This is a genomic window from Luteimonas sp. gir, from assembly GCF_037198055.1.
In the GTDB taxonomy this organism is placed as follows: domain Bacteria; phylum Pseudomonadota; class Gammaproteobacteria; order Xanthomonadales; family Xanthomonadaceae; genus Luteimonas; species Luteimonas citri_A.
Window position 1 is genome coordinate 64,176 of the sequence record NZ_JBBAXQ010000013.1, and the last position, 19,595, is coordinate 83,770.

13 protein-coding genes are annotated in these 19,595 nt (G+C 68.3%); all 13 read left to right on the forward strand.

What is annotated here, in order from left to right:
- Positions 1 to 5 precede the first annotated feature (5 nt).
- The 13 genes from dnaK (at position 6) to WAF18_RS15080 (ending at position 19,594) form a co-directional block, all read left to right on the forward strand.
- Positions 6 to 1,931 (forward strand): molecular chaperone DnaK, encoded by a 1,926-nt coding sequence (gene dnaK / locus WAF18_RS15020; RefSeq protein ID WP_183426832.1) that lies wholly within the window; start codon positions 6 to 8, stop codon positions 1,929 to 1,931.
- Between the two features lie 114 nt (positions 1,932 to 2,045).
- A complete protein-coding gene (dnaJ, locus tag WAF18_RS15025) occupies positions 2,046 to 3,173 on the forward strand; it encodes a molecular chaperone DnaJ (RefSeq protein WP_337245818.1) in 1,128 nt (375 codons plus the stop codon).
- Positions 3,174 to 4,622: 1,449 nt separating this feature from the next.
- Positions 4,623 to 5,357 carry a 4-hydroxy-tetrahydrodipicolinate reductase gene (gene dapB, locus WAF18_RS15030; RefSeq protein ID WP_337245819.1) on the forward strand — a complete coding sequence of 245 codons (735 nt, stop codon included), beginning with the start codon at positions 4,623 to 4,625 and terminating at the stop codon, positions 5,355 to 5,357.
- A gap of 131 nt (positions 5,358 to 5,488) precedes the next feature.
- On the forward strand, positions 5,489 to 6,616 hold the full coding sequence (gene carA / locus WAF18_RS15035) for a glutamine-hydrolyzing carbamoyl-phosphate synthase small subunit (protein WP_337245820.1): 1,128 nt from the start codon (positions 5,489 to 5,491) through the stop codon (positions 6,614 to 6,616).
- Positions 6,613 to 7,170, forward strand: a complete 558-nt coding sequence (locus WAF18_RS15040; RefSeq protein ID WP_337245821.1) for a hypothetical protein — start codon at positions 6,613 to 6,615, stop codon at positions 7,168 to 7,170. The genes carA and WAF18_RS15040 overlap by 4 nt, the downstream gene beginning before the upstream one ends.
- 180 nt (positions 7,171 to 7,350) lie before the next feature.
- Positions 7,351 to 10,635 (forward strand): carbamoyl-phosphate synthase large subunit, encoded by a 3,285-nt coding sequence (gene carB / locus WAF18_RS15045; protein ID WP_337245822.1) that lies wholly within the window; start codon positions 7,351 to 7,353, stop codon positions 10,633 to 10,635.
- Complete coding sequence (gene greA / locus WAF18_RS15050) at positions 10,632 to 11,108, forward strand: transcription elongation factor GreA (protein WP_183426838.1); 477 nt, start codon at positions 10,632 to 10,634, stop codon at positions 11,106 to 11,108. Before carB ends, greA begins: the two co-directional genes overlap by 4 nt.
- Before the next feature lie 4 nt (positions 11,109 to 11,112).
- The gene (locus WAF18_RS15055; protein WP_337245823.1) at positions 11,113 to 12,072 is read left to right on the forward strand and encodes a phosphoglycerate mutase; all 960 of its coding nucleotides are present in this window, start codon (positions 11,113 to 11,115) and stop codon (positions 12,070 to 12,072) included.
- Positions 12,069 to 13,796: a single-stranded-DNA-specific exonuclease RecJ gene (recJ, locus tag WAF18_RS15060; RefSeq protein ID WP_337245824.1), complete on the forward strand. Its 1,728-nt coding sequence runs from the start codon at positions 12,069 to 12,071 to the stop codon at positions 13,794 to 13,796. The genes WAF18_RS15055 and recJ overlap by 4 nt, the downstream gene beginning before the upstream one ends.
- A 306-nt stretch (positions 13,797 to 14,102) precedes the next feature.
- Positions 14,103 to 15,437, forward strand: a complete 1,335-nt coding sequence (locus WAF18_RS15065) for a hypothetical protein (RefSeq protein WP_337245825.1) — start codon at positions 14,103 to 14,105, stop codon at positions 15,435 to 15,437.
- A 93-nt stretch (positions 15,438 to 15,530) separates the two neighbouring features.
- Positions 15,531 to 16,659, forward strand: a protein-coding gene (prfB, locus tag WAF18_RS15070) for a peptide chain release factor 2 (RefSeq protein ID WP_337245826.1) whose coding sequence is annotated in 2 segments (ribosomal slippage) — positions 15,531 to 15,605 and positions 15,607 to 16,659 — 1,128 coding nt in all. Because the reading frame shifts where the segments join, the coding sequence is not laid out codon by codon here.
- Positions 16,660 to 16,885: 226 nt separating this feature from the next.
- Positions 16,886 to 18,406 carry a lysine--tRNA ligase gene (lysS, locus tag WAF18_RS15075; RefSeq protein WP_337245827.1) on the forward strand — a complete coding sequence of 507 codons (1,521 nt, stop codon included), beginning with the start codon at positions 16,886 to 16,888 and terminating at the stop codon, positions 18,404 to 18,406.
- 81 nt (positions 18,407 to 18,487) lie between these two features.
- Entirely contained in the window at positions 18,488 to 19,594 is a 1,107-nt protein-coding gene (locus WAF18_RS15080) for a two-component system response regulator (RefSeq protein ID WP_337245848.1), read from the forward strand.
- The last annotated feature ends 1 nt before the right edge of the window (position 19,595 follow it).

Consider the following 19,595-nt stretch of genomic DNA (forward strand, 5'->3'; position numbering starts at 1 on the left):
CTGCAATGGCAAAGATCATCGGCATCGATCTCGGCACGACCAATTCGTGCGTGGCGATCATGGACGGCGGCAAGGCCAAGGTCATCGAGAACAGCGAGGGCGACCGCACCACGCCGTCGATCGTCGCCTACACCAAGGACGGCGAGGTGCTGGTCGGCGCCTCGGCCAAGCGCCAGGCCGTCACCAACCCCAACAACACGTTCTTCGCGGTCAAGCGCCTGATCGGCCGCAAGTTCAAGGACGCCGAGGTCCAGAAGGACATCGGCCTGGTCCCCTACAAGATCCTCGAGCACGACAACGGCGATGCCTGGGTCGCGACCAGCGACGGCAAGAAGCTGTCGGCGCAGGAAGTCTCGGCGCGCATCCTCGAGAAGATGAAGAAGACCGCCGAGGACTACCTGGGCGAGAAGGTCACCGAGGCGGTGATCACGGTGCCGGCGTACTTCAACGACAGCCAGCGCCAGGCGACCAAGGACGCCGGCCGCATCGCCGGCCTCGACGTCAAGCGCATCATCAACGAGCCGACCGCGGCCGCGCTGGCCTATGGCCTGGACAAGAGCGGCGGCGACCGCAAGGTTGCGGTCTACGACCTGGGCGGCGGCACCTTCGACGTGTCGATCATCGAGATCGCGGAAGTCGACGGCGAGAAGCAGTTCGAGGTGCTGGCCACCAATGGCGACACCTTCCTCGGCGGTGAGGACTTCGACGCACGCGTCATCGACTACCTCGTCGAGGAGTTCCAGAAGGATCAGGGCATCGACCTGCGCAAGGACCCGCTGGCGCTGCAGCGCCTGAAGGATGCGGCCGAGCGCGCCAAGATCGAGCTGTCGTCGTCGCAGCAGACCGAGGTCAATCTGCCGTACGTCACTGCCGACGCCTCGGGTCCGAAACACCTGAACATCAAGCTGACCCGTGCCAAGCTCGAAGCGCTGGTCGAGGATCTGATCAAGCGCTCGATCGAGCCCTGCCGCATCGCGCTCAACGATGCCGGCCTGCGCGCGTCCGACGTCAACGAGGTCATCCTCGTCGGCGGCCAGACCCGCATGCCCAAGGTCCAGCAGGCCGTTGCCGACTTCTTCGGCAAGGAGCCGCGCAAGGACGTGAACCCCGACGAAGCGGTCGCGATCGGTGCGGCGGTGCAGGGTGGCGTGCTGGCCGGTGACGTCAAGGACGTGCTGCTGCTCGACGTGACCCCGCTGAGCCTGGGCATCGAGACCCTGGGCGGTGTGTTCACCAAGATCATCGAGAAGAACACCACGATCCCGACCAAGGCCTCGCAGACCTTCTCCACTGCCGATGACAACCAGTCGGCCGTGACCGTGCATGTGCTGCAGGGCGAGCGCGAGCAGGCCCGCTTCAACAAGTCGCTGGCGCGCTTCGACCTGACCGGCATCGACCCGGCGCCGCGCGGCATGCCGCAGGTGGAGGTGTCGTTCGACATCGACGCCAACGGCATCCTGCACGTGTCGGCCAAGGACAAGAAGACCGGCAAGGAGCAGAAGGTCGAGATCAAGGCCGGTTCGGGTCTGTCGGATGACGAGATCCAGCGAATGGTCGCCGACGCCGAGGCGCACCGTGAGGACGACCGCAAGTTCCAGGAGCTCGTCGCCGCGCGCAACCAGGCCGATGCGCTGGTGCACGCGACCCGCAGCGCGATCAAGGACAACGGCGACAAGGTGCCCGGCGATGTGATCGGCAATGCCGAGGCGGCGATCGCCGAGGTCGAGACCGCGATGAAGGGTGACGACAAGGCGCAGATCGAGGCCAAGTCCAAGAAGCTCGAGGAAGTCTCGCAGCAGCTGTTCGCCGCCGCGGCCGCGGCCGGCCAGCAGGGCGGTGGCGACGTCGGCGGGCAGGGCGATGCGCCCAAGTCCGACGACGTGGTCGATGCCGAGTTCACCGAGGTCAAGGACGACGAGAAGAAGGCGTAATCGGCGCAGTCGTGATGCGCGACGGAAAGAAGCGGAGCTCAGCTCCGCTTCTTTCTCGCGTGGTCACACTCTAGCGCTTGGCCTCCCCCATCCCGCATTACGAATCACGGCCTCATGAGCAAACGCGATTACTACGAAGTCCTTGGCGTCTCCCGCACCGCCAGCGAAGACGAGCTGAAGAAGGCGTATCGCCGTTGCGCGATGAAGCACCACCCGGACCGCAACCCAGGCGATGCCGCCGCCGAGGCCGCGTTTAAGGAGTGCAAGGAGGCCTACGAGGTGCTGTCGGACGGCGGCAAGCGTCGGATGTACGACCAGCACGGGCATGCCGCGTTCGAGCACGGCATGGGCGGGGGCAATGCCGGACCGGGCTTCGGTCCGGACATGGGCGATATCTTTGGCGACATCTTCGGCAACATCTTCGGCGGCGGCGGACGCAGCGGCCCGCGTCGCGGCGCCGACGTGGGCTATGTGATGGAGCTCGATCTCGAGGAAGCGGTCGCTGGTGTCGAGAAGCGCATCGAGCTACCGACGCTGACCGGCTGCGACGACTGCAATGGCAGCGGCTCGGAGGATGGCAAGCGCGAGACCTGTTCGACCTGCGCCGGTCGCGGCCAGGTGCGCATGCAGCGCGGGCCCTTCACGATGCAGCAGGCCTGTCCGCATTGCGGCGGGCATGGCCAGGTGATCGCCAATCCCTGCAAGACGTGTCATGGCGCGGGCCGGGTCGAGGACGAAAAGGTGCTATCGGTGAAGATTCCCGCCGGCGTCGATTCGGGCGATCGCATCCGCTTGTCGGGCGAAGGCGAGGCCGGTCCGGCCGGTGCGCCGCCTGGCGATCTCTATGTCGAGGTACGGGTGCGCCCGCACGACATCTTCGTGCGCGACGGCGACGACCTGCATTGCGAGGTGCCGATCCGCATCTCGCAGGCCGCGCTCGGCGACACGGTGCGCGTGCCCACGCTGGGCGGCGAGGCGGAGATCCGCATTCCGGCCGAGACCCAGACCGGTAAGGTGTTCCGCTTGCGCGACAAGGGCGTCAAGTCGGTGCGCAGCCGCTCGGTCGGCGACCTGTATTGCAAGATCTTCGTCGAGACGCCGGTCAATCTGACGGCCGACCAGCGCGATCTGCTGCAGCGCTTCGAGGCGACGTTCACCACCGAGAACGCACGCCGGCATTCGCCCAAGTCGAGCACCTTCATGGATGGCGTCAAGGGCTTCTGGGAACGCATGACGTCCTGAGCCCGCGCGCGCCGCTCCGCAGGGCGCTTGTCGGCGCGCGCGATGCAGATGCGGTGAAGGCGTCGACCGCCTTCTGCCGACAGGCTCCAACCATATGCTTGTGCCGCAGTGCTGACCCCACGGCGTCGGGCAAGCCGTGCCCGAGCGGGCGCATCGTCACTTGCCGCTCCTGAAGCAAACAAGGCGAGCCGCAGACACGGCGCGGGCGTCCATGGACGGTCCATGCGTGGACGACAGGCCGCTTCCTGCACCTGCCCGCCCGGCGCATCGCACCGAAAGTACCGCCCACCCACGTCGTCGCTGAGACGATGGGATCGACGTTTTCGACCTGGGCGCCGGTCGCGCACCGACTGGGCGCTCCGCAGTCGCGCTGCGAACGGCTGACGCGGTACGTCTCGCGATGCCAGCGCCGCCAATGGGCCGCGCCCGGTGCGGCGATTGTGGCCTGCAGGTCGTTGGCCGCATCCGCATTACGGACGATCATCAGTGCGATTCGAAACGCGCGATGGGCACGGCGCGTCGATTCCGCGACCGGACTACTTGACGGACGGACACATCGCCCATCGCGCGATCGGTATCCACAGCCGGTGTGGATGTCATGACGACAAACATGTGGATAAGCCGCGCCGGCCCGCTTGCGATCAGGCGTGCTTTGGGCTGGTCATTTTTTCGCCAGCCGCTGATTCGCAGCCCAACGCAGGGCTTGCTTTGCGCACTCGGTTCTGCGTGCGCGCGGCGCGTGCAGGGTCTGCACGCCCAACGACGTGGGCGATGGCATTGCAGGCATGGTGTTGCGGTCGAACCCCAGGCGGGGAGAGCGCTCCGCGGCCGCTTGACGACGTCGCGATCGCGGCCTCCACGTCGGTCATCCACAAGCGATGTGGATGGTCTGGTCACAAAGGTGTGGATAAGCATCGCGCGGCCGCTTCGCAAGCGGGTGCATTTTGCGTGGTGAAATTTTCGCCATCCGGCTGGGCAACCGGAGAATCCGGACTTGACCTGCGCAACGGGGGATGCATCACATGCTGTCGCCTCCGGGGCCGGCGAGGACGGAGGTCAGGTTGCGACTTGACGGCTGCGCCGCGCCGCCTCCGGCCGCGGTCGTCCACAGCCGGTGTGGATGGCCTGGTCACAAAGATGTGGATAAGCGGGGGCGGCCCTTCATTGGCGCGGCACGCTCGTGGTGGCGAAAAAATCGCCATGCGTCGCCCGGATGCAACGAGGCTGTGCTTGACCCGCGCAGCGGATTGCGCCGCGCCCGCCGCGGGCGATATGAGATGCGTGGATCTGCGTTCGTTGTTGGAACGCTCAGTCCTGAAAGTGACGCGATGCAATCTGCACGTGAGGCGGCCGGCCACGCTTCCACCTCGAGGCTAGAATGCGCGACATGACGATCCGACCCGATGGCGTTGCCGTTTCGATCCCACTGCTGCGATTGGCGGTGGCCCAATGAGCGCGCCTGTCCGGGTACTGGTGCACGGAGCATCCGGCCGGATGGGGCAGGCTGTGCTGCGCTTGGCAGTGTCGTGCGACGGCTTGGCGGTCGTGGCGGCGGTGTCGGGCAGTGCGCCGCGCCAGCGGGTGATCGGCGGGGTGCCGTATTTCGGCGCCGCCGAGCTCGGCGGTGCACCGCCTTTCGACGTCGCCATCGACTTCAGCCTGCCGGCGGGCTTCGACGCCTTGCTTGCGCTGTGCGAGCGGCGTGGCGCGGCGCTGGTTTCGGGCACCACCGGCCTGTCCGAGGCGCAGAACGCGGCCCTCGACGCCGCAGCGGCGCGGATTCCGGTGTTGTGGGCCTCGAACTTCAGCCTCGGCGTCGCGGTCCTGCAGGACCTGGTGGCGCGCGCGGCGGCAATGTTGCCGGGATGGGACTGCGACATCGTCGAGTCGCATCACACGCGCAAGCTCGACGCGCCATCGGGGACCGCGTTGACGCTGGGCGCGGCCGCCGAGGGGCAGGGCGCTCGTCCGCGCTACGCCTCGCTCCGCGCCGGCGATATCGTCGGCGAGCATCTGGTGCAGTTCACGACCCGCGGCGAGCGCATCGAGCTCGTTCACCGGGCCGGCGATCGCGACATCTTCGCGGCCGGGGCGTTGCACGTCGCGGCGCGGCTGGCCGGGCGCGCGCCGCGCCGTTACGCGATCGCCGAGCTGCTCGGCGCAGGCGACGCGCCGGTTGCGTGACCGGTCGCGTGCGCCGCGCTGGCGCAGCGGGGCCGGCGTCGGTACAATTCTCGCTCGCCTGAACCTCTCGCCTCCGGACCGGCTGCCGCCGCTCTGGCGGTTTCCTGCAACCTGACGTAGGCGAAGACCACGTGACAGATTCCGCAATTCTCGTCCTTGAAGACGGCACCGTGTTCGAGGGCGTTTCCGTGGGCGCTCCTGGCTTGTCGGTCGGTGAAACGGTGTTCAACACCGCGATGACCGGCTACCAGGAAGTGCTCACCGATCCGTCGTATGCGCGCCAGCTGGTGACGCTGACCTATCTGCATATCGGCAACACCGGGTGTACCGACCAGGATGACGAGGCTGGACGGGTATGGGCCTCGGGGCTGATCGTGCGCGATGTGCCGCGCCGTCCGAGCAGTTGGCGCAGCCAGATCGCACTCCCCGAATGGCTGCGTGCGCGCGGGATCGTCGCGATCGCCGGCATCGACACCCGCAAGCTGACGCGCCTGCTGCGCGACCGTGGCGCGATGAACGGTGCGCTTATGGCCGGCGAGGTGAATGTGGACCAGGCGCTCGAGGCCGCGCGCAAGTTCCCGGGCCTGAAGGGCATGGATCTGGCGAAGGTGGTCAGCACGACCGAGCGCTACAGCTGGTCGGACGGCCAGCTGGATTTGGACGCGAACGCCTTCGTGTCGGCGCCGGCCAAGTTCAAGGTCGTGGCCTACGACTACGGCGTCAAGCGCAACATCCTGCGCATGCTCGCAGAGCGCGGCTGCGAACTGACGGTGGTGCCGGCGCAGACGCCGGCCAGTGACGTGCTCGCGCTGAAGCCCGACGGTGTATTCCTGTCCAATGGCCCCGGCGATCCGGCGCCGTGCGATTACGCGATCGAGGCGATCCGCACCTTCATCGAGAACAAGGTCCCGACCTTCGGCATCTGCCTGGGCCACCAGCTGCTGGCGCTGGCGGCCGGCGCGCAGACGATGAAGATGCCGCACGGCCACCACGGCGCGAACCATCCGGTGCAGGCCGTCGATGGCGGTCGGGTGATGATCACCTCGCAGAACCACGGCTTCGCGGTCGACGAAGCGACGCTGCCGGCCAATGTCCGCGTGACCCATCGCTCGCTGTTCGATGGCACCAACCAGGGCATCGCGCTGACCGATGCGCCGGCCTTTTCGTTCCAGGGCCATCCCGAGGCGTCACCGGGGCCGCATGATGTGGCGCCGCTGTTCGACCAGTTCGTGGCGCTGATGGCGACCGGCCGGGCATGACCGCCGCACGCCTGCTCTTGCTCGCCGCGCTCTGCGTCGCCATGCCTGTGGCGGCCGTGCCCGCGTCCGAGACCAGCGTCGCGGCGCTGCTTCAACGTCTTGGCATCGAGCGTTTCGGTGAGGAGATCGCCCGGGACATCGTGCAGGCCGTGCCGCCGTTCGTGGAGATGGAGGCGAGCGAACGCGACTGCGCGCAGGGCCCGATGCGGACGCTGGTGATCGGCCATATGCGGCAGATCTTCACCGAGGCATTGGGTGAGCAGGGCGCCGAGCATCTGGCGACGTGGAACGCGTTCATCGACACGCCGGCCGGGGCGGTCGCCGCCGACATGGTGCTCGCCAACATGCGGACCGGCAGGATGCAGCCACCGCCCGACACCCTCTCGCGCGAGCAACTGGCGCAGATCGAGGCCTTCACCCAGGGGCAAGCCTTCTGGGCGCTCGTGAGCGGATTCGATCAGGTCCACAGCTTTGCGCCCAAGCGCGTGAAGGCGGCAAGCGACGAGATGGCGCGCACCTGCGGCATCCAGGTTCCGGTCGAGGCGCTGTCGTGATCGCGGCCTGGCCCCGATGGCCCGCGTCCACCGTTCGCCCGGGCGCATGGCGCGCCACGTCACGCAGGCCGTTGCCCGGGCCCATCCCAGCATGCGCGCCGTCGTCCCCTTTCGAGCCCGCGTCCTGATCGACACTGGGCGATCGCTCCCCGATACGCGGTACCGACCTTAGAGAAAGCCATGCCAAAGCGCACCGACATTCAGACCATTCTCATCATCGGGGCCGGACCGATCGTCATCGGCCAGGCCTGCGAGTTCGACTACTCCGGCGCCCAGGCCTGCAAGGCGCTGCGCGAGGAGGGTTACCGCGTGGTGCTGGTGAACTCCAACCCGGCCACGATCATGACCGACCCGGAGACCGCGGATGCGGTCTACATCGAGCCGATCAACTGGCAGACGGTCGAGAAGATCATCGCCAAGGAGAAGCCCGACGCGCTGCTGCCGACGATGGGCGGGCAGACTGCGCTCAACTGCGCGCTCGACCTGGCCGACAACGGTGTGCTCGACAAGTACGGCGTGGAGCTGATCGGTGCCAAGCGCGAGGCCATCCGCATGGCCGAGGATCGCGAGCTGTTCCGCGTGGCGATGCAGGAGATCGGCCTGGAGTGCCCGAAGGCCGAGGTCGCGCGCACGTTTGAGCAGGCGATCGAGATCCAGGCCAAGGTCGGCTATCCAACGATCATCCGGCCCAGTTTCACCCTCGGCGGCTCGGGCGGCGGCATCGCCTACAACCGCGAGGAGTTCGAGGAGATCATCAAGCGCGGCCTCGAGCTGTCGCCGGTCGGCGAGGTGCTGGTCGAGGAATCGGTGCTGGGCTGGAAAGAGTTCGAGATGGAAGTGGTCCGCGACACCGCGGACAACTGCATCATCGTGTGCTCGATCGAGAATCTCGACCCGATGGGCGTGCACACCGGCGACAGCATCACCGTCGCGCCGGCGCAGACGCTCACCGACAAGGAGTACCAGCGCCTGCGCAATGCGTCGATCGCGGTGCTGCGCAAGATCGGCGTCGACACCGGCGGTTCGAACGTGCAGTTCGGCATCAGCCCGACCACCGGTCGCGTGGTGGTGATCGAGATGAACCCGCGCGTGTCGCGCTCCTCGGCGCTGGCCTCCAAGGCGACTGGCTTCCCGATCGCCAAGGTCGCGGCCAAGCTGGCGATCGGCTACACGCTCGACGAACTGAAGAATGAGATCACCGGCGGCAAGACTCCGGCCTCGTTCGAGCCGTCGATCGACTACGTGGTCACCAAGATCCCGCGCTTTGCGTTCGAGAAGTTCCCCACCGCCGACGCCCGCCTGACGACGCAGATGAAGTCGGTCGGCGAGGTCATGGCGATGGGCCGCACGTTCCAGGAATCGATGCACAAGGCGCTGCGCGGCCTGGAGACCGGCAAGGTCGGTTTCGACCCGACCGGCCTGGACCTGACCGACGACGGCGACCTGGCGACGCTGCGCCGCGAGGTCCGCGAGCCGGGTCCCGAGCGCCTGTTCTACCTGGCCGACGCGTTCCGCGCCGGCTTGTCGGTCGAGGACGTGCACGGCCTGTCGTATGTCGATCCGTGGTTCCTCGATCAGATCGAAGAGATCATCGCGACCGAACGCGAGGTCGCGGCGAACGGCATCGATGCGCTCGACCAGGCGCGGCTGCGTGCGCTCAAGCGCATGGGCTTCTCCGACGCGCGCCTGGCGCAGTTGCTGGGTACCGACGAGCAGGCCGTGCGCGCACTGCGCCGTGCCTTCGGCGTGCGCCCGGTCTACAAGCGCGTCGACTCGTGCGCGGCCGAGTTTGCGACCGACACCGCCTATCTGTACTCGACCTACGAGGACGAGTGCGAGGCCAATCCCAGCGGCCGCGAGAAGATCATCGTGCTCGGCGGTGGGCCGAACCGGATCGGGCAGGGCATCGAGTTCGACTACTGCTGCGTCCATGCCGCCCTCGCACTGCGCGAGGACGGCTTTGAGACCATCATGGTCAACTGCAATCCCGAGACGGTCTCGACCGACTACGACACCTCCGATCGTCTGTACTTCGAGCCGCTGACGCTCGAGGACGTGCTGGAGATCGTCGAGATCGAGAAGCCCAAGGGCGTGATCGTGCAGTACGGCGGCCAGACGCCGCTCAAGCTGGCGCGCGCGCTCGAGGCCAACGGGGTGCCGATCATCGGCACCTCGCCCGACTCGATCGACCTGGCCGAGGACCGCGAGCGCTTCCAGAAGCTGGTCGACGAGCTCGGCCTCAAGCAACCGCCCAACCGCACCGCACGCAACCCCGAGGAAGCGCTGGTGCTGGCGCGCGAGATCGGCTATCCGCTGGTCGTGCGGCCGAGCTACGTGCTCGGCGGCCGGGCGATGGAAGTGGTGCACGCCGATGCCGACCTGGCGCGCTACATGCGCGACGCGGTCAAGGTCTCCAACGACTCGCCGGTGCTGCTCGACCGCTTCCTCGACAACGCGGTCGAGGTCGACATCGACGTGATTGCCGACAAGGACGGCAACGTGCTGATCGGTGGCGTCATGGAGCACATCGAGGAAGCCGGCGTGCATTCGGGCGATTCCTCGTGCTCGCTGCCGCCGTATTCGCTGTCGAGCGATGTGCAGGCGCGCCTGCGCGAGCAGGTCGCGGCGCTGGCCCGCAAGCTGAAGGTCGTCGGCCTGATGAACACCCAGTTCGCGGTGCAGACCGACGACGCGGGCGTGGAGACGATCTTCCTGCTCGAGGTCAATCCGCGCGCGTCGCGCACGGTGCCGTTCGTGTCCAAGGCGATCGGGCTGCCGCTGGCCAAGATCTCGGCGCGCTGCATGGCCGGCAAGACGCTGGCCGAGCAGGGTGCGACGACCGAGATCGTGCCGTCGTACTACTCGGTCAAGGAAGCGATCTTCCCGTTCGCCAAGTTCCAGAACGTCGACCCGATCCTCGGGCCGGAGATGCGTTCGACCGGCGAGGTCATGGGCGTGGGCGAGAGCTTCGGCGCGGCGTTCGCGCGCGCGCAGGAGGCGGCGAGCATCCGCACCCCGCCCACCAGCGGCAAGGTCTTCGTCTCGGTGCGCGACCCGGACAAGAAGCGCGTGCTGCCGGTTGCGCGTGATCTGGCGGCCAAGGGCTATGCGATCGTCGCCACCTCCGGCACCGCCAAGTGGCTGCGCGAGCACGACATCGCTTGCGAGCAGGTCAACAAGGTGGTCGAGGGCCGACCGCACATCGTCGACCTGATCAAGAACGGCGAGATCGCGTACATCGTCAACACCACCGAGGGCAAGCAGGCGATCTCCGACTCGTTCTCGATCCGTCGCGAAGCGCTGCAGCACCGGGTCACGTACTCGACCACGGTGGCTGGCGCCCGCGCATTGCTGCATTCGCTGGACTATCGCGGCAGCGGCCCGGTCTGGGCCCTGCAGGAACTGCACGCGCAGCTCGACGGCGGCGCGTCGCCATCCAACTCACACACAGGAGGGACGCCATGAGGGCACCCATGACCACGCGCGGCGCGCAGCGCCTGCGCGAGGAGCTCGAGGAACTGAAGTCGGTCAAGCGGCCGGCGGTCATCGATGCGATCGCCGAGGCGCGTGCGCACGGCGATCTGAAGGAGAACGCCGAGTACCACGCTGCGCGTGAGCAGCAGAGCTTCATCGAGGGCCGGATCAAGCAGCTCGAGAGCGAGCTGTCGCATGCCGATGTCATCGATGTCGCCAAGCTCAATGCCGGCGACAAGGTGGTATTCGGCGCGACAGTGGTGATCGCCGATGCGCAGACCGACGAAGAGAAGCGCTACCAGATCGTCGGCGACCTGGAGGCCGACATCAAGCAGGGTCTGATTGCGATCTCCTCGCCGGTGGCGCGTGCGCTGATCGGCAAGCATGAGGGCGACAGCATCAGCATCGATGCGCCGGGCGGCACCCGCGACTACGACATCGTCAGCGTCGAGTATCTCGGCTGAGCCGATGACCTCGGCGACGTTCCTGCTGCCCGCCGCCGCGCGTTTCGGTGCGCAGCGCTGGCAGCCGGACATCGTGCGGGCACTGGGCCGTGCCGATCGCACGATGGCCGCGCCTGGGCGTCGACCCCAGCTTGCGCGGCACGTCGTGATGCCCGAAGGCGGCTGGCCGCTGGCGGCGTTGTCGCGCCAGGTCGATGTTGGCGATGCCGATGCACCGGACAGTGCCTGGCTGCGCGCCGACCCGGCCTGGCTGCGGCCGGACATCAATGGCGTGCGTCTGATGGGCCACGGCGAGACGCTGGGCCTGGCGCAGGCCGATGTCGACGCGCTGCTGCCGGTCTTGCAGCCGGTGTTCGCCGAGGCCGGCTTCGCGCTCGACGCGCCGTCGCCATCGCGCTGGTATCTGCGGCTGCCGCGGGAGACTCCGCTGCCGGCGTTCGTCGACCCGTCCGATGCGCTCGGCACCGATCTGGCCGATCACGATGATGGCGGCGCCGAGGCCCGGCGCTGGCGGGCGCTGGCGAACGAGGCGCAGATCCTCCTGCACACGCATCCCTGGAACACCGCGAGGACGGCGGCCGGACAGCCGCCGGTCAATGCGCTGTGGTTCTGGGGCGGCGGGGCGCTGCCCGCGGACTCTGGGGTGGCCCGCGGCGCACAGGCGCGCGTGCTCACCGACGATGCGACGCTGCGCGCGCTCGCGGCGATCGCGACCGAAGTTGAATCGCTGCCGTCGGGCTGGCCCGCGCTGCGCGACGCGCTGCTGATCGACCTGGGGGGGCTGCGCGACCTGCGCCAACTGCAGGCCGACTGGCTGCGGCCCGCCCTCGCAGCGCTGGCCGATGGCCGGCTCGACACCCTGGTTCTCGACGACGAGGATGGCCGGGTGCTGACCTTGCGCCGTTGGCACCGCCTGCGCATCTGGCGCCGGGCTCTTGTGCCGGCGACGGCGGCGCGGCCATGACGCGTCCGTCGCCGACGATCCGACGTCGCGACAGCGCGCCCGGCGGCGATTGGCCGGCGACGGTGCCGGCGCTGCTGCGGCGCATCTATGCGGCGCGCGGTGCGCACGACCTGCAGGCCGCCCAGCCACGCCTGGCCGGGCTGCTGCCGCCCGACGGGTTGTCGAACATCGATGCGGCGGCCACCCTGCTCGCCGATGCCATCGCCCAGCGCAGGCGGATCCTGGTCGTCGGCGACTTCGATTGCGACGGCGCCACCGCCTGCGCGGTCGCGGTGCGCGGGCTGCGCATGCTGGGTGCGCGGGATGTCGTGCACGCCGTGCCCAATCGCATCGTCCACGGCTACGGGCTGTCGCCCGGCCTGGTCGATGCGCTGGCGCCGCTGGATCCCGCGCTGCTGGTGACCGTCGACCACGGCATCGCCTGCCACGCCGGCGTCGCCGCGGCGAAAGCGCGGGGCTGGCAGGTGCTGGTGACCGATCACCATCTGCCGGGCGAGGCGCTGCCGCCGGCCGATGCGATCGTCAACCCGAACCTGCCCGGCGACCGCTTCCAGAGCAAGGCGCTGGCCGGCGTCGGGGTGATCTTCTACGTGCTGCTGGCGCTACGCCGGCGGCTGCGCGAGACCGGCGCCTTCGCAGGTCCAGCGCCGGACCTGTCGACGCTGCTCGATCTGGTCGCGGTCGGCACCGTCGCTGATCTCGTGCCGCTGGACGTCAACAACCGGGCGCTGGTCGCGGCCGGGCTGCGCCGGCTGCGCAGCGGGCAGGGCTGCGCCGGCCTGCAGGCCTTGATCGACGTGTCGGGGCGACAGGCGGCGCGCTTGACCACCGGCGACATCGGCTTTGGCATCGCGCCGCGCATCAACGCCGCCGGTCGCCTGGAGGACATGGCGATCGGGATCGAATGCCTGCTCACCGACGACGCGACCCAGGCGCAGACGCTCGCGGCGACGCTGCACGCGATCAATGCCGAGCGCCGCGCAGTGCAGCAGTCGATGCTCGATGACGCCGAGGCCGCGGTCGCCGGCCGACCGCCGGTCGATCCCGCGGCCATCGGGGTCTGCCTGCACGATCCGCAATGGCATCCGGGGGTCGTCGGTCTTGTGGCTTCGAAGATGAAGGATGCGCTGCATCGGCCGGTGATCGCCTTCGCACCGGCCGAGCCCGGCAGCGACCAGCTGCGCGGCTCGGCGCGCTCGATTCCCGGCCTGCATATCCGCGACGTGCTGGCCGCGGTCGACGTGGCGCATCCTGGCCTGATCGAGCGCTTCGGCGGCCATGCGATGGCGGCCGGCCTGAGCCTGCGGCGCGAGGCCTTGCCGGCGTTCGAGCGCGCCTTCGGGCAGGCGGTCGCGACCCTGCTCGATCCAGCGCTGCTGCGGGCGGAGATCGTTACCGATGGTCCGCTCGGGCCCGGCGAATTCGACATCGTGCACGCCGCGCACCTGCGCGACGCCGGCCCCTGGGGGCAGGGCTTCCCCGAGCCGTTGTTCGACGGCGAGTTCACGATCGTCGACTGGCGGGTGGTCGGTGGGCGGCACCTCAAGCTCAGCTTGCGGCTCGATGGCCGTCCGGCGACCGTCGATGCGATCCATTTCGGCGCCTGGCGCGAGGTCGCGCCGGCCCCTCGCGAGCGTATCGTCTACCGGCTCGCGCCCGACGACTATCGCGGCGGGGATGCAGTGCAGTTGCTGGTCGAGCACCGGGAGCCGATGGCGGGCTGAGGGGACGGCGTCGGCGGTGCGGGCGTCCGAGCCGGCCTGTCGCCTCCCCCCCCCAAAAAAAACCGGGGTCAGAGTGCAATTTCGCGGGACGAAATTGCACTCTGACCCCGGTTTTGACGCCGGTTCTGGTTCGGCGAGTGGCCGGATGGGCCCATCTTCGAAGCGGAGGGTTCATCGGCAGCCGGGGAGGTGGCTTCCTTTCGCTCCGCGCGAGACCGTGATCCCTTTTTCCCTGAACGGGTGCGAGAATGCGCGCGCCGCGTCCGCGACTGCGCAGGACGCCTCTACTGTCGAAGGGAGATTCGCTTGAAAACCGTCCATACGCTTTCGCTGGCGATCGCGCTCGCCATCGCGCCTGCTTTGGTGCAGGCCCAGGCCACCGATCCCGCACCGCTGTCGATCGGCGGCGAGGTGCGCGGCGAGATCACCAGCCGCTCCAGCCTCAACCACCAGGACGGCTCGCGCAGCCAGCTCTACCGCGTCGACCTGCGCGAGGGCGAGGTCGCGACCTTCAAGGTCACCGGCGCGCTGCGCGCGCGGCTGGCGGCCTTCCTGGACAACGAACTGATCGGTTCGTCGACCGATCGGGGCGAGGCGTCGTCGCTGACGATCCGGGCTCGGCGCGCGGGCCGCTACACGATTGCCGTCAGCGGCACCGACGCCTCGTCGTATGGCCCCTACACCCTGATCTCCTCGCGTGTGGACACCTACAACGGCCAGGCACTGCGCGTCGGTTCGACCATCGGCGACTGGACCGATGGCGAGCGGGAGCTGCCGTTGCAGATCGACCGCGACGGGATCTACACGATCGACATGATGTCCGATGACTTCGATGCGGTCCTGGCATTGGATGGACCGGGCGTCTCGGTCAGCAACGACGACGGCGGCGAGGGCAGCAACGCGCGTCTGACGCTGCGCCTGGCCCCGGGCCGCTATCGCCTGACTGCCAAGCGCTACGGCAGCGAAGGCGCCAGTGGTGCGTACCGGATCAGTGTCACCGCGTCGAGCTTCGAGACCGGCGACCTGCGCGAAGGCGGTGAGCTGGCGATCGGGTCGACGGTCACCGGCCTGTACGCTGGGCGCGCGCACACCTACCGCTTCACGCTGCCCGAGCGCCGGGTGGTCCGCCTGGACATGCGCAGCGACGAGATCGATCCGCTGATGCGACTGTCCGGCCAGGGCGTGCAGAAGGAGGACGACGATGGCGGCGAACGCCTCAACGCGCGCATCGGCATGCTGCTCGAAGCCGGCACCTACACGCTCGAGGCCGACAGCGCGACGCCCGGTGCAGGCCCCTACACGCTGTCGCTGACTGCGACCGAAGTGCCTGAAGGCGCCGGCGGCGGTGCGCTGACGATCGGCCGGCCGGTCGAGACCGCGCTGCTGCCCGGCATGACCGACCGCTGGTCGTTCGAGGTCCGCAGCGCAGGCGACTACGCGATCGAGATGCGCTCCAGCCAGATCGACAGCTACCTGTCGCTGACCAAGGACGGCAACGAGGTGGCCAGCGACGACGACGGCGCCGGCGGGCTCGATGCCCGGATCGTCCAGCGGCTCCAGCCCGGTCGCTACGTGGTCGAGGCTTCCGCCCTCGATGGCGACGCCGGCGGCCCGTACCGCATCCTGCTCGAACGCCGTTGAGGCGACCTCCCGGCCGGCGCCGTGCGCCGGCCGGGACTGCCGGGTGCGCGGCTTGTTAGAATCACCGGCTCTTTACGCGAGTCCCACCGCACCATGATCGAACTCAATCCTGTTCGCCAGCGCATCGCCGACCTTCGCGGTCGGCTGGATGCGCTGAGGGGGTATCTTTGACTACGACGCCCGTCGCGAGCGTCTAGAAGAAGTCGAGCGCGAGCTCGAAGACCCGAATATCTGGAACGATCCCGAGCGCGCGCAGGCGCTGGGTCGCGAGCGTGCCACGCTCGACAAGACCGTCAATGGCATCCGCACGCTGACCGAGGGCCTGGACGGCGCGGCCGAACTGCTGGAACTGGCCGAATCGGAGAACGACGAGGACACCGCGCAGGCGGTCGTCGCCGATGTCGAGGGCTACGCCAGCCAGGTCGACAAGCTGGAGTTCCAGCGCATGTTCTCCGGCGAGATGGACTCGGCCGCCGCCTTCGTCGATATCCAGGCCGGTGCCGGCGGCACCGAAGCCCAGGACTGGGCCGAGATGCTGCTGCGCATGTATCTGCGCTGGGCCGAGAGCCGCGGCTGGAAGGCCGAGCTGATGGAAGTCTCGGGCGGTGAAGTGGCTGGCATCAAGTCGGCGACGTTCCGCGTCGAGGGCGACTTCGCCTATGGCTGGCTCAAGACCGAGATCGGCGTGCATCGGCTGGTGCGCAAGTCGCCGTTCGATTCCGACAATCGCCGGCACACCTCGTTCACCTCGGTGTTCGTGTCCCCGGAGGTCGACGACAAGATCGACATCGAGATCAACCCGGCCGACCTGCGGACCGATGTCTACCGCTCGTCCGGTGCCGGCGGTCAGCACGTCAACAAGACCGAGTCGGCGGTGCGCATCACCCACGTGCCGACCAACACCGTCGTCGCCTGCCAGACCGAACGCAGCCAGCACGCCAACCGCGACCGCGCGATGAAGATGCTCGCCGCCAAGCTCTACGAACTGGAACTGCAGAAGCGCAATGCCGAGAAGGACGCGCTGGAAGCGACCAAGTCCGATATCGGCTGGGGCAGCCAGATCCGCAACTACGTGCTCGACCAGAGCCGCATCAAGGATCTGCGCACGGGCGTGGAGCGTAGCGACACCCAGAAGGTGCTCGACGGCGATCTGGACGAGTTCGTCGAGGCCGCGCTCAAATCCGGCCTGGAGGCCGGCGCCAAGCGCTTGGATGCCAACTGAGTGCTGCGCTGCGAATCGGTGCGATGACCGCCGATCCGTCGGTACGCCGCACGGCCCTGCCGGGCGCATGCCCAGCGCAGGGACGGCGCGATGGCCGCGTCCGACCGGTCCATGCCCTTGGGGCCCGCGCCTGCGGGCATGATCGAACGCAGCCGCACGTCGTTTCATTCTGATCCGTTCTCTCCGCGTCGATCCGCGGCCAATACCTGATCTTTCCGAGACCCTCATGAGCCACCAGCCCGACAGCCCCCAGCCCGCCGACGACAACGCCCTGATCGCCGAGCGTCGCGGCAAACTGGCCGCGCTGCGTGGGCAGGGCGTGGCGTTCCCCAATGATTTCCGTCGCCGTGACGAGGCCGGCGCGCTGCAGGCGACGTACGCCGATGCCGAGCGCTGGACAGGCGAGGCGTTGGAGGCCGAAGACCGGCGGGTCGCGGTGGCCGGCCGGCTGATGGCCAAGCGGGTCATGGGCAAGGCCGCGTTCGCGCAGATCCAGGACGTGAGCGGCCGGATCCAGTTGTTCCTGCAATCGACCACGCTGGGCGAGCGCTACGACGCGTTCAAGGGCTGGGATGTGGGCGACATCGTCGCGGCCGAAGGCACGCTGATGCGCACCAAGACCGGCGAACTGTCGATCAAGGCCGAGACCTTGCGCTTGCTGACCAAGTCGCTGCGGCCGTTGCCCGACAAGTGGCACGGACTGTCGGATGTCGAGCAGCGCTATCGCCAGCGTTATGTCGATCTGATCGTCTCGCCCGAAGCGCGCGCGGTGTTCGTCAAGCGCTCGCGCATCGTCGCGGCGATCCGCCAGTGGCTCGACGCGCGCGATTTCCTCGAAGTCGAGACGCCGATGATGCACTACCTGGCCGGCGGCGCGGCGGCCAAGCCGTTCACGACGCACCACAATGCGCTGGACCTGGATCTCTACCTGCGCGTCGCACCCGAGCTCTACCTCAAGCGTCTGGTCGTGGGTGGCTTCGAGCGCGTTTACGAGATCAACCGCAACTTCCGCAACGAGGGCGTGTCGACGCGGCACAACCCCGAGTTCACGATGCTCGAGCTCTACGAGGCCTATGTCGCCTACGAAGAGGTCATGGACCTGACCGAGGCGCTGATCCGCGACGTGGCGGTGCAGGCGGTCGGCACCACCGCGCTGGAGTGGGACGGCCATGCGATCGACGTCGGCCCGGCGTTCCGGCGCTGGAAGCTCGAGGAGGCGGTGCGCGAGCTCAACCCGCAGATCAGCGTTGCCGACTGTCGCGACCGCGACGCGCTGGCCGCCCACTGCGCGCGCCTGGGCGTGCACGTCAAGCCGGGCTACGGCTGGGGCAAGCTGCTGCTGGAGATCTTCGAAAAGACCGTCGAGACCGGCCTGATCCAGCCGACGTTCATCACCCATTATCCGGTCGAGGTCTCGCCCCTGGCCCGCGAATCGGACACCGAGGCGGGCATCACCGACCGCTTCGAACTGTTCATCGGTGGCAAGGAGATCGCCAACGGCTTCTCCGAGCTGAACGATCCCGAGGACCAGGCCGCGCGTTTCCGCGCCCAGGTCGACGCTCGCGAAGGGGGCGACGACGAGGCGATGCACTTCGATGCCGACTACATCCGCGCGCTCGAGGTCGGCCTGCCGCCGACCGGCGGCCTGGGCATCGGCATCGATCGGCTGGTCATGTTGCTGACCGGGTCATCGTCCATCCGCGACGTGCTGCTTTTCCCGTACATGCGCCCGCAGACCGAGGCCTGAGACCGGCGTCGACCCGGCCGCCGCCGGCACTTGGATGCATTGCTGAATAGGATTCCCCTGTGACTGGCGGGTCGCGCTAAGATCGGCCAAGCGCGATGCCACCGGTATTTCGCGCATCGTCAGAAGGGGCCTGCGTTGAACATCGTGATCGTCGACGACCAGACGTCCGCGCGAACCATGTTGCGGCATATCCTCGAGGACATCAGCCCGGAGCTCGATGTCTTCGACTTCGAGGATCCGGAGCAGGCGCTGGGCTGGTGCGACAGCCACCGCGCCGACCTGTTGCTGCTCGACTACCGGATGCCGGGCATGGACGGGCTGGAGTTCGCCCGCCGCTTCCGCAAGCTGCCGCCGCATCGGGATGTGCCGGTCGTGCTGGTCACTGTGGTCGGCGACGAGCCGATTCGCCAGGCTGCGCTCGATGCCGGCGTCATCGACTTCCTGGTCAAGCCGGTGCGCCCACGCGAGCTGCGTGCCCGCTGCCGCAATCTGCTGCAGCTACGTCAGCAGGCCGAATCGGTCAAGCAGCGGGCACTGTCGCTCGAGCAGCGGCTGCTGCGCAGCATGCACGAGGTCGAGGAGCGCGAGCGCGAGACTCTGACCCGGCTGGCCCGCGCGATCGCCTATCGCGATGCCAGCACCAGCGCCAACCTCGAGCGCGTGGCCGCGGTCGCCGGCATGGTCGCCGAGGCGATGGGGTTGTTCGAGGACGAGGTGCGGATGATCGAACTGGCCGCGCCGCTGCACGACATCGGCAAGATCGCGATGCCCGATGCGATCTTGATGAAGCCCGGACCGTTGGACGAGGCCGAACTGGACGTGATGCGGCAACATCCGCGGATCGGTTACGAACTGTTGAGCGACAGCCACAACCGGTTCGTCCAGCTCAGCGCCACCATCGCGTTGCGCCATCAAGAACGCTTCGATGGCAGCGGCTACCCCGATGGGCTGTCGGGCGAGCAGATCCCGCTCGAGGCGCGCATCGTCGCGGTGGCCGACGTGTTCGATGCGCTGGTCTCGCGTCGCCCCTACAAACGCGCCTGGTCGATGGACGAGGCACTCGAGTACATCGGGCACAACAGTGGACGCGCGTTCGATCCGCGCTGCGTGGAGGCGCTGCTGTCGAACCGGGCGCGGCTGGAGGAGATCTGCGCACGCCTGGACCGGACCGCGACCCGGCTGCAATGAC

Bases quoted from the DNA above. Each gene is read 5' to 3' on its own strand.
- dnaK (WP_183426832.1), top strand. From the start codon at position 6: ATGGCAAAGATCATCGGCATCGATCTCGGCACGACCAATTCGTGCGTG.
- dnaJ (WP_337245818.1), top strand. From the start codon at position 2,046: ATGAGCAAACGCGATTACTACGAAGTCCTTGGCGTCTCCCGCACCGCC.
- dapB (WP_337245819.1), top strand. From the start codon at position 4,623: ATGAGCGCGCCTGTCCGGGTACTGGTGCACGGAGCATCCGGCCGGATG.
- WAF18_RS15040 (WP_337245821.1), top strand. From the start codon at position 6,613: ATGACCGCCGCACGCCTGCTCTTGCTCGCCGCGCTCTGCGTCGCCATG.
- carB (WP_337245822.1), top strand. From the start codon at position 7,351: ATGCCAAAGCGCACCGACATTCAGACCATTCTCATCATCGGGGCCGGA.
- greA (WP_183426838.1), top strand. From the start codon at position 10,632: ATGAGGGCACCCATGACCACGCGCGGCGCGCAGCGCCTGCGCGAGGAG.
- WAF18_RS15055 (WP_337245823.1), top strand. From the start codon at position 11,113: ATGACCTCGGCGACGTTCCTGCTGCCCGCCGCCGCGCGTTTCGGTGCG.
- recJ (WP_337245824.1), top strand. From the start codon at position 12,069: ATGACGCGTCCGTCGCCGACGATCCGACGTCGCGACAGCGCGCCCGGC.
- lysS (WP_337245827.1), top strand. From the start codon at position 16,886: ATGAGCCACCAGCCCGACAGCCCCCAGCCCGCCGACGACAACGCCCTG.